Origin of the sequence: Bizionia myxarmorum, assembly GCF_008086205.1 — a bacterium.
Classification (GTDB): domain Bacteria; phylum Bacteroidota; class Bacteroidia; order Flavobacteriales; family Flavobacteriaceae; genus Algorimicrobium; species Algorimicrobium myxarmorum.
Window position 1 is genome coordinate 310,538 of record NZ_VSKK01000001.1, and the last position, 14,589, is coordinate 325,126.

10 protein-coding genes are annotated in these 14,589 nt (G+C 34.3%); 6 read left to right on the plus strand and 4 right to left on the minus strand.

Annotated features, from left to right (window positions below; genetic code table 11):
• The first annotated feature begins 50 nt into the window (after nt 1-50).
• The gene (locus ES674_RS01435) at nt 51-686 is read left to right on the plus strand and encodes a DNA-binding response regulator (protein ID WP_148402208.1); all 636 of its coding nucleotides are present in this window, start codon (nt 51-53) and stop codon (nt 684-686) included.
• A 928-nt stretch (nt 687-1,614) separates the two neighbouring features.
• Here ES674_RS01435 and odhB read toward each other — a convergent pair.
• Nucleotides 1,615-2,877 carry a 2-oxoglutarate dehydrogenase complex dihydrolipoyllysine-residue succinyltransferase gene (gene odhB / locus ES674_RS01440; protein ID WP_148402209.1) on the minus strand — a complete coding sequence of 421 codons (1,263 nt, stop codon included), beginning with the start codon at nt 2,875-2,877 and terminating at the stop codon, nt 1,615-1,617.
• 24 nt (nt 2,878-2,901) lie between these two features.
• Nucleotides 2,902-5,703 (minus strand): 2-oxoglutarate dehydrogenase E1 component, encoded by a 2,802-nt coding sequence (locus ES674_RS01445; protein ID WP_148402210.1) that lies wholly within the window; start codon nt 5,701-5,703, stop codon nt 2,902-2,904.
• Between the two features lie 113 nt (nt 5,704-5,816).
• Here ES674_RS01445 and ES674_RS01450 point away from each other — a divergent pair, with 113 nt between their 5' ends.
• Entirely contained in the window at nt 5,817-6,359 is a 543-nt protein-coding gene (locus ES674_RS01450) for an alpha-ketoglutarate decarboxylase (RefSeq protein WP_148402211.1), read from the plus strand.
• Between the two features lie 10 nt (nt 6,360-6,369).
• Here the strand turns inward: ES674_RS01450 and ES674_RS01455 are convergent, their stop codons facing one another.
• Both ES674_RS01455 and ES674_RS01460 read right to left on the minus strand, forming a co-directional pair.
• A complete protein-coding gene (locus tag ES674_RS01455; RefSeq protein ID WP_148402212.1) occupies nt 6,370-6,720 on the minus strand; it encodes a hypothetical protein in 351 nt (116 codons plus the stop codon).
• Nucleotides 6,720-7,694, minus strand: a complete 975-nt coding sequence (locus ES674_RS01460) for a polyprenyl synthetase family protein (protein WP_148402213.1) — start codon at nt 7,692-7,694, stop codon at nt 6,720-6,722. Before ES674_RS01460 ends, ES674_RS01455 begins: the two co-directional genes overlap by 1 nt.
• Before the next feature lie 123 nt (nt 7,695-7,817).
• On the opposite strand from ES674_RS01460, the gene ES674_RS01465 reads away from it, so the two are divergent.
• From ES674_RS01465 to ES674_RS01480, 4 genes are read left to right on the plus strand one after another with little or no spacing between them, the layout of a single operon-like run.
• Nucleotides 7,818-8,423 (plus strand): TetR/AcrR family transcriptional regulator, encoded by a 606-nt coding sequence (locus ES674_RS01465; protein ID WP_148402214.1) that lies wholly within the window; start codon nt 7,818-7,820, stop codon nt 8,421-8,423.
• A gap of 20 nt (nt 8,424-8,443) precedes the next feature.
• Nucleotides 8,444-9,787: a TolC family protein gene (locus tag ES674_RS01470; protein ID WP_148403606.1), complete on the plus strand. Its 1,344-nt coding sequence runs from the start codon at nt 8,444-8,446 to the stop codon at nt 9,785-9,787.
• Between the two features lie 22 nt (nt 9,788-9,809).
• On the plus strand, nt 9,810-11,006 hold the full coding sequence (locus ES674_RS01475) for an efflux RND transporter periplasmic adaptor subunit (RefSeq protein ID WP_148402215.1): 1,197 nt from the start codon (nt 9,810-9,812) through the stop codon (nt 11,004-11,006).
• 11 nt (nt 11,007-11,017) lie between these two features.
• A complete protein-coding gene (locus ES674_RS01480; protein ID WP_148402216.1) occupies nt 11,018-14,497 on the plus strand; it encodes an efflux RND transporter permease subunit in 3,480 nt (1,159 codons plus the stop codon).
• Nucleotides 14,498-14,589 lie beyond the last annotated feature (92 nt).

Below are 14,589 nucleotides of genomic sequence, written 5' to 3' on the forward strand. Positions count from 1 at the left end.
CTTTCTTAAAAATACTTATCTTTATCACGTTATACTAACCAACCACAGCCATGCAACCTTCTATTATTATAGCGGATGATCATCCATTAATGTTACGCGGTCTTCACGACTTTTTAAAGTCTAAAGGTTACAATATTTTAGGAAGCGCCAAAGATGGCAAGGAAGCTTACAATTTAATTGTTAAGCACAAACCAGAAATAGCTATTCTAGATATTCGGATGCCGTATTTAACTGGATTAGAAGTTGCTGAAGAATGTTTAAAAAATGAAATTCCCACCAAAATTATCCTCATTACATTTGATAAGGGTGAAGAACTTTATGACAAAGCGAAAGAATTAAACATTTTTGGATACATTCTTAAAGAGTTTGCCATTGAAGAAATTGAACTATGTATAGCCAATGTTATCAATAACAAACCCCATTTTAGTGAAGAAATAGCCTTATATCTTAATTCTACTTCAAATACTCATAAGCCGCAAACTTTAAATAATTTAACGAAAACAGAATTAAAAGTATTGGCATTAATAGCGCAAAACCAAACCGCAATTGAAATTGGAAATGCACTATGCGTTTCTAGCAGAACTATTGAAAAACATAAAAGTAATATTATTAAAAAATTGAATTTAGAATCCAAGCATAACAGCCTTTCCTTGTATGCGAAAGAAAATGAACAATTTCTAAACTGAATATAAATTACGTATTTCTACGTATTTCAAGCCAAGTTAATATGTTGTATCTTTACAGTGCTATTAATCGGAGACCTTGTTTTTAACAGGTTGAAAATCAAAAGGCTTTGGACGTTTATCGTGCAAAGCCTTTTTTTATGCCCTATAATAAAATGCAGAAAATATACGTAGAAATACGTATTTCACAGCTAGACAATCTACCTTATATTTACATTGCTATTAGTTAGTTATTTGAGGGAAATTCTGAAAGGGCTTTTTATCTGCAAAGATGAAAAGCTTTTTTTTGGTGTCAATATAGGTTTTAATTGAAAAATACGTAGTTATACGTATTTCAAATGATGAAGATTGCTTATATCTTTGCTTTGCTATTAGTTAGTTATTGAGGGAATATTATAGAAGCTTTTTATTTGTAAGGATAAAAAGCTTTTTTATTTTAATAAAATAATAAGGTCAATTCCGAATTTAACCCTAAACATCTTTTTCAAATCATATTTAAAAGTCACCTGGAATTCATTAACCATTATGAATTAATCTGTAAGATTTTACTGTATTACACTGATTATTAGCACTATAATTTTAAAAAAGTTGATAAATTCGAAAAATACGTATAACTACGTATTTCAAAATCAAAAGGTTAGCATTATCTTTACAATGCTATTAATCACGGTTGGAGTTGTCTTTCAAGATCATTTCTACGTACAAACCAAATCAACATGTCAGAACAATCTCATCTGTTAAAGAATTTAGAAATCATGCAGGATTCTAACACAAACAAATTTTTCGTTTTCGGAATAATTTTATTAGTCGTCATTGTAATCTCAATGAATATTGTTGTGTGCTTTTTTTAATGCAACAATTAATTTTTAAAAAGCAAAAGGGCTATTTCTCATGAAATAGCCCTTTTTATTTTTAAAAATATTTTTTGAAATTATAACTCCAAAGCTCTTTTCACATCATTATCCATTAACAATTCCGTAGGATTTTCTAATGCTTCTTTAATAGCCACCAAGAAACCAACAGATTCTTTTCCATCAATAATTCTATGGTCATAAGATAATGCTACATACATAATTGGACGAATTTCCACGTGCCCATCAATAGCAACTGGTCGTTCAACAATATTATGCATTCCTAAAATACCACTTTGAGGCGGGTTAATAATAGGGGTTGAAAGCATACTTCCAAAAACACCACCATTAGAAATAGTAAATGTTCCGCCTGTCATTTCATCCACTGTAATTTTACCATCACGTGCACGCAATGCTAAACGTTTCACCTCATCTTCAACACCTCTAAAGCTTAAGTTTTCAGCATTTCTAATAACAGGAACCATTAAACCTTTAGGTCCAGAAACCGCAATAGAAATATCAACAAAATCATAAGTTATCATTTCGTTTCCATCTATCATGGAGTTCACATCTGGGTACATTTTCAAAGCTCTAACTACAGCTAAAGTAAAGAAGGACATAAATCCTAATCCTACACCATGCTTGCTTTTAAAGGTTTCTTTGTATTCATTTCTCAATGCAAAAATTGGCGACATATCTACTTCATTAAACGTAGTAAGCATGGCAGTTGTATTTTTAGCTTCCACTAAACGTTCTGCTACCTTACGTCTTAACATAGACATTCTACTTCTAGATGATGAACGGTTTCCACCTGTTGGTGTTCCCATAGAAGGTACTGCATTTACAGCATCATCTTTAGTGATACGACCATCCTTTCCACTTCCAAAGATTCCTGAAGCATCCATATTTTTTTCAGCTAAAATCTTTTTAGCAGCAGGACTTGCTGTTCCAGTAGCATATGTTTTAGTTTCCGCTTTAGCTTCTGGTTTTGGTGCTTGCTTTTTAGCTTCAGCCGGCGCTTCTTTGGTTTCTTTAGCTTCTTCTTTAGATTCAGATTTAACTGCTTCTTTCTTTTCAGAACTTTCAGAGCCACCTCCTGGTTTTTCAGCAGATGTATCAATTAAGCAAACAACAGCTCCAACCGCAACGGCATCACCTTCTTCAGCTTTAAGCGTTATAGTTCCACTTGCTTCTGCAGGCAGTTCTAAAGTGGCTTTATCGCTATCTACTTCCGCAATAGCTTGGTCTTTTTCTACGTAATCACCATCGGCAACTAACCATGTTGCAATTTCTACTTCTGTAATAGATTCTCCTGGCGAAGGAACTTTCATTTCTAAAATCATCGTGATACTGTTTTAGTTTTTATTTTATTTTTTGTGTTGGTTGTTTTTCGTTTTGTCAAAAACATAGTCTATAACTTCTTTATGACGTTTTTTAGATCTTACCGAGCTTCCAGCTGCTGGTGCTCCATAAGGTCTACGAGAAACGGCTCTGAATGTTTTGGCTTGGTCTAAATGCATTAGCATGTGACTGTAAGCACCCATGTTTCTAGGTTCTTCTTGAGCCCAAACAATTTCTTCAGCATGCTTATATTTCTCCATAACCGCTTCAATTTGTTCGATTGGTAATGGAAATAATTGCTCTATTCTTACTAAAGCAACATCTTTACGTTCTAGTTTATCGCGTTCTTCATGTAAATCATAATAAAACTTACCGGTTACAAACACTAATGATTTCACATCAGCTGTTTTAATTTCCACATCGTCTATTAACTCTTGGAATCCACCATTTGCAAACTCCTCAACGGTTGAAACCACTTTAGGATTACGCAACAAACTCTTTGGTGTAAATATAATTAACGGTTTACGGTATTTCGCTTTTACTTGACGACGTAATATATGGAACATGTTGGCTGGCGTTGTACAGTCTGCCACAAACATATTATCTTTCGCACATAATTGTAAAAAACGCTCCATACGCCCTGATGAATGTTCAGCACCTTGACCTTCATAGCCGTGAGGTAATAACATAACCAATCCGTTTTGTAGTTTCCATTTATCTTCTGCTGCAGAAATGTATTGATCCACCATAATTTGGGCACCATTACCAAAATCTCCAAACTGTGCTTCCCAAATAGTTAATGTTTTCGGACTTGCCATGGCGTAACCATAATCAAAACCAACTACACCATATTCAGATAATAAGGAGTTATAAATAAAGAAATTTCCTTGGGTATCGCTCAATTGGTTGTGTAAGATAATTTCTTCCTCACTATCTTCAACTTTTACAACCGCATGTCTATGCGAAAACGTTCCACGCTCCACATCCTGACCTGAAATTCTAACATCATTACCATCTAAAAGTAAAGTTCCGTAGGCTAAATGTTCTGCCATTGACCAGTCTAATTTATCTTCATCAAACATAGTTTGTCTAGATTCTATTAAACGCTCAATTTTACGAATGAACTTTTTATCTTTTGGAAGCGTAGAAATAACTTTCGTTACTTTTTCTAAATCCGACTTGCTACATGTAGTATCAATCGGTTTCAGCATTTTATCTTCTTCAACAGAAATAAAATCTACCCATTCATTTTGCATAAATGGTGTAATTTCTGTTTTATCTTCTTTTCTAGAATCCTCTAAATTTTCTTCTAGCTTATTTTTGTAATCTTCTTCTAATTTTTGAACATGTTTTTCATCAATGATACCTTCAGAAATAAGCTTGGCAGCATAAATATCTCTAGGGTTTTGATGTTTTGCAATAGCTTTATATAATTTTGGCTGTGTAAAACGTGGCTCATCACCTTCGTTATGTCCATATTTTCTATAACCCAATAAATCAATAAAGACGTCGCGCTTAAATTTCATCCTAAAATGAAGCGCAAATAACATAGCGTGCACAACTGCTTCCGCGTCATCCGCATTAACATGTAATACTGGCGACAAGGTTACTTTTGCAATATCCGTACAATAGGTGCTAGAACGCGCATCCAAATAGTTGGTAGTAAAACCGATTTGGTTATTTACTACAATATGAATGGTTCCACTTGTTTTATAACCATCTAATTGCGCCATTTGCACAATTTCATAAACCAAACCTTGAGCTGCAATGGCTGCATCTCCATGTACAATAATTGGAAGTACTTGTGATGGGTTATCAGAATATTTATCGTCTTGTTTGGCTCTAGTTATACCTTCTACTACAGCACCAACAGTTTCTAAATGCGAAGGGTTAGGTGCAATATTTAGGTTTATTTTTTTACCGTTTTCAGTAACACGATCACTCGTCCAACCTAAATGGTATTTCACGTCGCCATCAAAAACTTCTTGTTCGTAATCTTTTCCATCAAATTCACTAAAGATGTCTTTCGCTGATTTACCGAAAATATTTGTTAAGGTACTTAAACGACCACGGTGAGCCATTCCCATTACAAATTCTTTTACGTCGTATTCTGATGCTTTTTCAATTAAAGCATCTAAAGCAGGAATTAAGGATTCGCCACCTTCTAAAGAGAAACGTTTTTGACCTACATATTTGGTATGTAAAAATGTTTCAAAAGAAACGGCTTCGTTTAACTTTTTAAGAATGTGCTTTTTTTCATCCTTTGAAAAATCAGGTAAATTATCATTCACATTCAATTTTTCCTGAATCCATTTAATTTCTTCAGGTTTTCTAATGTACATGTATTCCACACCTATGGAAAGGCAATAGATGTTTTCTAAATGTTTGATGATGTTTCGCAACGTATCAGAACCTAAACCTAAAGTGTTTCCAGCACTAAAAGATGTGTCTAAATCTGATTGTGACAAACCGAAATTTTCCAACGCTAGAGTTGGCTCATACGTTCTTCTGTCTCGTACAGGGTTTGTTTTAGTAAACAAATGCCCTCTGGTACGATAGCCATCTATTAATTGTAAAACCTGAAATTCTTTCGTGACACTAATGGATACATGTTCACAGGAATCATCTGTTCCTATAACCTGTTCTGTTTCCACTTGGGCTGCTTGAACAGATTCATCCTTTATGCCATAGCTTTCGCTACCAAAATCGAAACCTTGAAAGAAAGCTCTCCAACTTGGCTCGACAGAATCCGGATTTTTTAAGTATTGGTCGTATAAATCAGCAAAGTATGCCGAATGTGCTGCGTTTAAAAAAGAATATTTATCCATAAATGAATTAAAACTGAATCGTTCTGACTTAATTTATACAAAAGTACAACTTTTAGTAAAATTAGATATGCTTTTCTTACATTTATAACATGTAATTAACTAAAATTTAGAAAATGAAACAGGATTCCAAATTCCCAAAAATAAATAGCATTTTATTTGGCTTCATTTGTCTTTTTTTTACCACAATTTCGGCTCAAACTACCACAAATGATTTTTGGAGTTATGTGCGTTTTGGTGGCGGCATCGGATTGGGTTTTTCAGGTGATTACTTCAGTGGAACATTAGCACCAAGTGCCATTTACAGATTTAATCCGCAGTTTGCTGCAGGTGTTTCCTTAAACGGAACCTATTCCACCCGAAAAAACTATTATAAAGCTACCATTTTAGGCGGAAGCGTGCTTGGTTTGTTTAATCCAATACCGGAATTACAACTGTCGGTAGAATTTGAAGAACTTCACGTAAGCAGAAAATTTGATAACAGATTGCTTTTGCAAAACGACGATTATTGGTATCCCGCTTTATTTGTAGGCGCTGGATATACCATAAGTACAGGACGTGTTTCCACGGCTATCGGTGTTCGGTATGATGTTTTATATGATAGAAATAAAAGTATTTACGGAAGTTCGTGGATGCCGTTTTTTAGAATTTATTTTTAAAACTCTTACTTTATTGATAGACATTTTTAAACCAAACCTTTTGCCATTCGCGCTGTAATATGAAAAACGCCACGTGTTCTGACATGACTACCGTATCTGAACCATCCAATTGTTTGACTTTATCTTCGGAAACATCAATAATGTACAGCAGATTTAAATAGTCCATAAATTTTTCTTGAACTAATTTATAAACCGTTTCATGCAACATGAGTTTTAAACTGGAAGGCAAAACTTCCAGCTCAAATTCAAAGTCCACATTAGCCAAAGCCAAGTCTTTATTTAATTGTTGAATAAGTTTTTGATACAGATCCAAATTATTGGCTTCTTCAATTAAATCATTAAAAGTAGCAGGTAATTCCATTATACATTTCTATTCATTAATTGTTGCCCAAAAGTTTTAAGAAGTAACTTTTTTTCTTCGGAAACGTGTAAGCCTTCCAAAATATCAAAGGCTTTAAGCGTGTATTCTTCTATAACTTTTCTTGTAGCTAAACTAGCTCCGGAAGCATCAAAAACCTCTTTTATGGTCTCAATTTTTCCCGTCTGGTCTGAAGGTTTTAAACTATATAAATGTAAAAGTTGTTGCTTTTCTTCAGCATTTGAAAACTCCAATGCTTTTAAATACAAATAGGTTTTTTTATTTTCTATAATATCGCCTCCCACTTGTTTTCCAAAGGTTTCAGGATCGCCAAAAGCATCTAAATAATCATCTTGTAACTGAAATGCAATACCTAAATTTTTACCAAATTCATAAATATTTAAAATATCATCTTGAGACGCTTTGGCCACAATAGCTCCCATTTCCATAGCTGCACCAACTAGAACTGCTGTTTTATACTCAATCATTTTTAAATATTCTGAAATAGAAACATCATCTCTACTTTCAAAATCCACATCGTATTGTTGGCCTTCACAAACCTGCAAAGCTGTTTTGCTAAATAATTGAGCTAAAGCTTGAAAGGTGGTAGCATCATAGTTTTCAAATAATTGGTATGCCATAATGAGCATAGCGTCACCAGAAAGAATTCCGGTGTTTATATCCCATTTTTCATGAACTGTTTCTTGTCCACGACGCAAAGGTGCATCATCCATAATATCATCATGAACCAAGGAAAAGTTATGAAACACCTCAATACTTAAGGCCGCATTTAAAGCCTTTTTGTGATCACAATCAAAAATATCGGCCGCCATCAAGGTTAAAACGGGACGTAAGCGTTTTCCGCCTAATTGTAGAATATAATTAATAGGTTGATATAAAGATTGCGGCTCTTTGTCTTGGATGTAACCATCTAAGTAATCCACAAAGGCTTGTTGATAAAATGGTATGTTTTGCATCTGGCAAAAATAAGGGAATTGGATTAATATTTACAACAACCTGTGGGCAATAATAAAAAAAGATTAAAACTATGGAAACTTTTTAGGTTTTTAAAGTTTCCTAATGTACATTTGCACCCGATTATGAAAGACAAAATACTTAATAACGCAGCAGATCTGTTTTTAAGTTACGGCTTTAAAAGCGTAACCATGGACGATATTGCCAATGAAATAGGCGTTTCAAAAAAAACCATATACCAACATTTTGCCACCAAAACCAAATTGGTTCAAGCGGCTACCATGTATATGTTTACGTTTATTTCGGAAGGTATTGACGGTATTTGTGCCTTAAACAAAAATCCGATTGATGAAATTTTTGAAATTAAAAAATTCACCATGACCCATTTAAAGGACGAAAAATCATCACCTCAATACCAACTTAAAAAATATTATCCGAAGATTTTTGAATCTTTAAAAAATAACCAATTCCATATTATGCAGGATTGTGTTACTAATAACTTGAAGCGTGGTGTTTCAGAAGGTTTATATCGAAATTCTATAGACATTGAATTTGTTTCGCGCTTATATTTTAACACCATGATGAGTTTAAAAGACGCCGAATTGTTCCCTGCTGATGATTTCTCCATGCAAACCTTAATGGACAGTTATTTAGAATACCATATACGTGGCATTAGTACCGATAAAGGCATTGCCAAATTAAACACCATTTTATTGACCGCTGAAAAATAAAAATGAGACGCATACAAACCATGAAAAATACATCACTTTTAATATTGAGCTTATTATTCTCTTCTTGGCTATTTGCCCAAGAAACACCAAGTTCTTTCACCTTACAAGAAGCTATAGATTATGCTTTGGCCAATAATCGATCGGCAAAAATTGCGCTTATGGATATAGAAGCTGCTAAAAAGCAAAAATGGGAAACTACCGCTACGGGATTACCTCAATTAAATGCTGATGCAGATTATACCAATTGGATTAAGCAACAAGTGTCCCTTTTACCAGCTGAATTGGCAGGTGGCACACCAGGAACTTTTGTTCCGGTTAAATTTAGTCCAAAACAAAATATGAATGCCACTGCAACTTTAAGTCAGCTAATATTTGATGGGTCTTATTTAGTAGGACTTCAATCGGCTAAAGTATATTTAGAAATCTCTCAAAATGCCAAGGTAAAAACTGATTTAGAAATTAGAAATGCTGTTATTAACGCTTATGGAAACGTTTTGCTTTCAGAAGAAAATTATGAAATTGTAGTTAAAAACATTGATGTTCTAGAAAAAAACCTCAACGAAACAACCAAAATTTATGAAAATGGTTTAGGTGAAGAAGAGAGTGTTGACCAATTACAAATTACATTAACGGGTTTAAAAAACTATTTGAGTAATGTAGAACGCCTAAATGATATTGCTCATAAAATGTTCAATATTACGTTAGGAATTGATTTAAACCAAACGGTTAGTTTAACAGAAAACCTAGAAGCTCTAACGCTAAAAAACATGTCTTTAGAAATTTTAGGGACTGATGATAATGTTGAAAATAGTATTGATTATCAAATAGCAAAAAACCAAGAAGAAGCGCAAGAATTACTTTTAAAACTAGAGAAAAGTAAATTTTTACCCACTTTAAGCGCTTTTATAAATGCAGGTTATAGTGGTTACAGTGAAACTTTTTCATTTGCTAATGAAAATCAAAAATGGTACGGATCCTCATTATTTGGTGCCAATTTAACCATTCCTATTTTTAGTTCAGGAATGCGAAGTGCTGCTACACAGCGTGCACAAATAAATTTAGAAATCGCCCAAGTAGAATTAACCGAAACAGAACAACAATTAAAGTTTCAAATTTCAGCTGCAAAAAGTGATTATTTATTCGCTATTGAAGAATATGAAAACAAGCGTGAGAATTTAAATTTATCAGAACGCATTGAGCAAAAAAATCAAACTAAATTTTTTGAAGGTATCGCAACTAGTTTCGATTTAAGACAAGCACAAACGCAACTTTACTCGGCACAACAGGAATATTTACAATCCATGTTTAATGTTATCACGAAAAAATCAGAATTAGAAACCATATTAAATACCGTAAAGTATTAAGCCAATCCATCATTATAATCTCATGAAAAATTTAAAAATCCTTTTTATTCTTGCCCTTATTATTTCGTCTTGTGGCAACAAAGATGAAAAATCGTTTGATGCTGTTTTGGCATCTGGAAATTTAAGCGATTTAAAAGAAAAGCGCAACGAAATAGACAGCAAGCAACAAGCATTGAATGAAAAGATTAAGTTGCTTAACGAAAAAATTTCGAAATTAGATACGGTAAGAAAAGTACCATTAATTACAACTTTTACGGCTAAACAAGAAGTTTTTAACCACCAATTGGAAATTCAAGGAAACGTAACTACTAAAGATTTATTAGTTATCACGCCGGAATACAATGGTATTTTAACAAAGGTTTACGTTACGGAAGGCCAAAAAGTTAAAAAAGGACAGCTTTTAGCTAAAATTGATGATGGTGGCTTAAGTCAACAATTTGCACAAGCCGAAATTCAAGCCAATTTAGCTAAAACAACTTTTGAACGTCAAAAGCGTTTGTGGGATGAAAATATTGGTAGTGAAATTCAATTTTTGCAAGCTAAATCCGCTTATGAAAGTCAAGCAGAGTCTGTAAATCAAATCAGACAGCAAATTTCAAAAACAAGTGTTACGGCGCCATTTTCAGGAACTATTGATGATGTTATGACGGAGCAAGGAACGGTGGTTATGGCAGGACAAAGTCAGTTAATGCGTATTGTAAATTTAGACAATATGTATATTGAAACCGATGTTCCAGAACGCTACATAGCCAATGTAATTCGTGGTAAAAAAGTAACGGTAGATTTTCCTGTGCTAGGTAAAACCATAGAAACAGAAGTGCGTCAAGCCGGCGATGTGATTAATCCAGCAAACCGAACTTTTAAAGTGGAAGTAAGTATTCCGAATAAAGAGAAAAGCATTAAACCAAACTTAACAGCGCGACTTAAAATCAACGATTATACCAATGAAAAAGCACTGTTAATTCCACAAAGTATTATTTCAGAAAATGCGGAAGGTGAACAATATATTTATGTTATCACCAACAAAAAATCCAATAATGAAGGCGAAGCGAAACGTGTTATTATAAAAACTGGAAAAACGCAAGGTGACGTGATTGAAGTTTTAGAAGGTCTTGAAGATGGTGCTGAAATTATAGAAGAAGGCGCCAGAAGCGTTAAAGACGGTCAAACCGTTAAAGTCATTAGCATGCAAACTGAAACCACCAGCACCAACGAATAAACAAATACATCATGACTAAAAAGAAAAAGCAAGTCGATAAAGAATTTGGTTTATCATCTTGGGCTATTAATAATAAAACCACGATGTATGTCTTAATCTTGGTGATATTTTATTTGGGTGTTGCGGCATTTTTTGAAATGCCCCGAGAAAGCTTCCCTGAAGTAAACGAAACCAAGATATATATAAGTTCTATTTACCCAGGAAACACGGCTGAAGATGTTGAAAAACTCATCACCGATCCTTTGGAAGATGAGCTAAAAACGGTAAGTAATGTGGTTGAAATTACCTCCACATCACAAGAGGATTTTTCCATGATTATTGTGGAATTTGACGAACATATCACCGTCGAACAAGCCAAACAAAAAGTAAAAGACGAAATAGACACTAAAACGGCAGGCGAAGATTGGCCAATGTCCAATGGTGCAAAGGTAAAACCGGATGTTTTTGAATTGAGCCTTTCTGAAGAAATGCCCATTTTAAACATTAATATTTCTGGTGATTACACTGTAGAAAAACTGAAAGAATACGCCGAATACCTTCAAGATGAAATTGAAGATTTAATTGAAATTAAAAAAGTTGATATTCGTGGCGCTCAAGATAAAGAGGTCGAAGTTGCTGTAGACATCTATAAAATGATGGCGGCTGATGTAACCTTTAATGACATTATTAGCGCCATAAATAATGGCAACATTACCATGTCTGCTGGGAACTTAAAAGCAAGTGGTCAGCGTAGAACAATTCGAATTTTAGGAGAAATTGAATCGCCTAAAGAACTCGAGAATTTTGTGGTTAAAGCAGAAAAAGGCAACGCCATATATCTTAAAGATGTGGCAACCGTAACATTTCACGAGGAAGACAAAACCACTTTTGCTAGAGAATTTGGTGAACCCGTTGTCATGTTAGACGTTAAAAAACGTGCAGGAAAAAACATGGTGGACGCTGCGGAACAAATTCGAGTCATTGTTCAAAAGGCCATTGATACTGAATTTCCACAAGATTTAAAAGTAACTATCGCTAATGATCAGTCTTCGGTAACCATTGGTCAAGTGGACGATTTGGTAAACAACATTATTTTTGGTGTTATTTTAGTAGTTGTAGTTCTCATGTTCTTTTTAGGATTCAAAAACGCCATTTTCGTAGGTTTTGCCATTCCAATGTCCATGTTTATGTCCTTGATGATATTAAACTTATTAGGACATAGTTTAAATACCATGGTTCTTTTCGGACTTATTATGGGTCTGGGAATGCTGGTAGACAATGGTATTGTGGTGGTAGAGAACGTGTATCGTCTTATGGATGAAGAAGGCATGAGTCGCATTGAAGCCGCTAAAAAAGGTATTGGTGAAATTGCTTTTCCTATTATCATTTCAACTGCAACCACAGTTGCCGCATTTATTCCTTTAGGTTTATGGCCAGGAATAATGGGAGAATTCATGATGATTTTACCCATTACGCTCTCCATTGTTTTAGGTTCGTCTTTATTTGTTGCTGTTCTTTTTAACTCGGTTTTAGTATCGCAGTTTATGAGCACAGAAGACAAGGACATGCCCCTTAAAAATATTATTCGCAACACAGCCATTATAGCTGGCATTGGTATTCTGATTGTTATTTTTGGTGGAGACTATCGTGCTTTAGGAACCTTAATGATTTTTACAGCTATAATGCAATGGGTTTATCGCTTATTCTTGCGTAAGTGGGCAAACAGTTTTCAAACTAAAACGTTAGTAAGGTTGGAGCGTTGGTATGAAAATCAGTTGCGTTGGGCTTTAGCTGGATGGAAACCTTATATAATTACAATAGGAACATTTCTACTTTTAGTTCTAGCGTTTGTAGCGTTTGGGATATCATTATCTACGCAACGAACGGAAATTGAATTTTTCCCAGATAACGACCCGAACCAAATTATTGTGTATATCGAATATCCGCAAGGAACCGCTATTGAGAAAACAAATGCCATTACCCAAGAAATTGAAAAACGTGTTTACTCGGTTGTTAATGATGAACAATATAAAGATGGCGATTATAATTTCTTGGTAGAAAGTGCCGTTTCTCAAGTTGGTGAAGGTGCTGGAAATCCAAGAGCAGATAGTGGCTCATCAGCTGAAATGCCCCATAAAGCTAAAATTACAGCTTCCATGCGGGAATATAAATTCCGTCGTGGTGCCGATAGTGAATTATTACGTCAAAAAGTTCAAGAAGCATTAGTGGGCATTTATCCAGGTGTTCTTATTTCCGTTGAAAAAGATGCAAATGGACCACCAACAGGGTCGCCAATCAACATTGAAATTGAAGGAGACAATTATGATGAGTTGATTAACACTGCCGAAAATATGCGGGAATATATCAACACTAAAAACATTGCCGGGATTGATGAATTGAAAATTGATGTAAACAAAGATAAGCCATCTATGCGCGTCATTATTGACCGCGAGAAAGCAGGTGAATTAGGAATTACTACTTCTCAAATTGGTCAGCAATTACGAAATTCTATTTTTGGTGCCAAAGCTGGAATTTATAAGGAAGATGGTGACGATTTTGATATTTACGTTCGTTTCAATGAAGAAAATCGCTATAATACCAGCGCTTTATTTAATCAAAATATTACATTCAGAGATAACACAGGACAGATGAAAAGTGTCCCTGTTTCCGCAGTTGCCAAACACGAAAACAACTCTGGTTTTAGCGCTATTAAGCACAAAAACACACGTCGTGTTGTTACGGTATATTCAGCTTTATCACCTGGATTTATTGATGCTGGTGCTATTATAGCTCAAATTCAAAATGAAATGAAAAGCTATAAAGGTATCCCAGATATGATTACAGTGGATTATACTGGTCAAATTGAAGAACAAAAAAAGCAACAAGATTTTTTAAATGGTGCTTTATTAACTGGTTTAGGTTTAATATTTTTCATCTTAATATTTCAATTTAATTCGGTTTCCAAGCCTACCATTATCATGTTGGCTATTCTTTTAAGTTTCATTGGTGTATTTGGCGGTATTGTTATAACGGGAAGTTCATTCGTTATTATGATGACTATGGTCGGTATTATTTCGCTGGCTGGAATTGTGGTAAATAATGGTGTGGTTTTACTGGATTATGCCCAATTACTTATAGATAGGAAAAAGAATGATTTAGATTTAGAGGAACGCGATTATTTAACACAAGAGGATTTATTTGAAAGTATTGTAAGAGCTGGAAAAGCACGTTTACGCCCTGTTTTATTGACCGCCATTACCACTATTTTAGGATTGATTCCGTTGGCTATTGGTTTAAATATTAATTTTTTCACGTTATTTAGTGAATTGAATCCAAATATTTACATGGGTGGAGACAACGTTGTTTTCTGGGGACCTTTAGCATGGACCGTTATTTACGGACTTTTAGTAGCAACCTTTTTAACGCTTATTGTTGTGCCCGTACTATTCTTTTTATCCATGCAATTAAAAATGTGGTTTAGAAGAAAAACATCAAAAACAGAAAGTATTTAAAGCCAATTCTTATACCCTCAAGATAAAAGATTGGCTAATAGCGAGAAGCCTCAACAAATGTTGAGGCTTTTTTATTTAATAATCGGTTAACT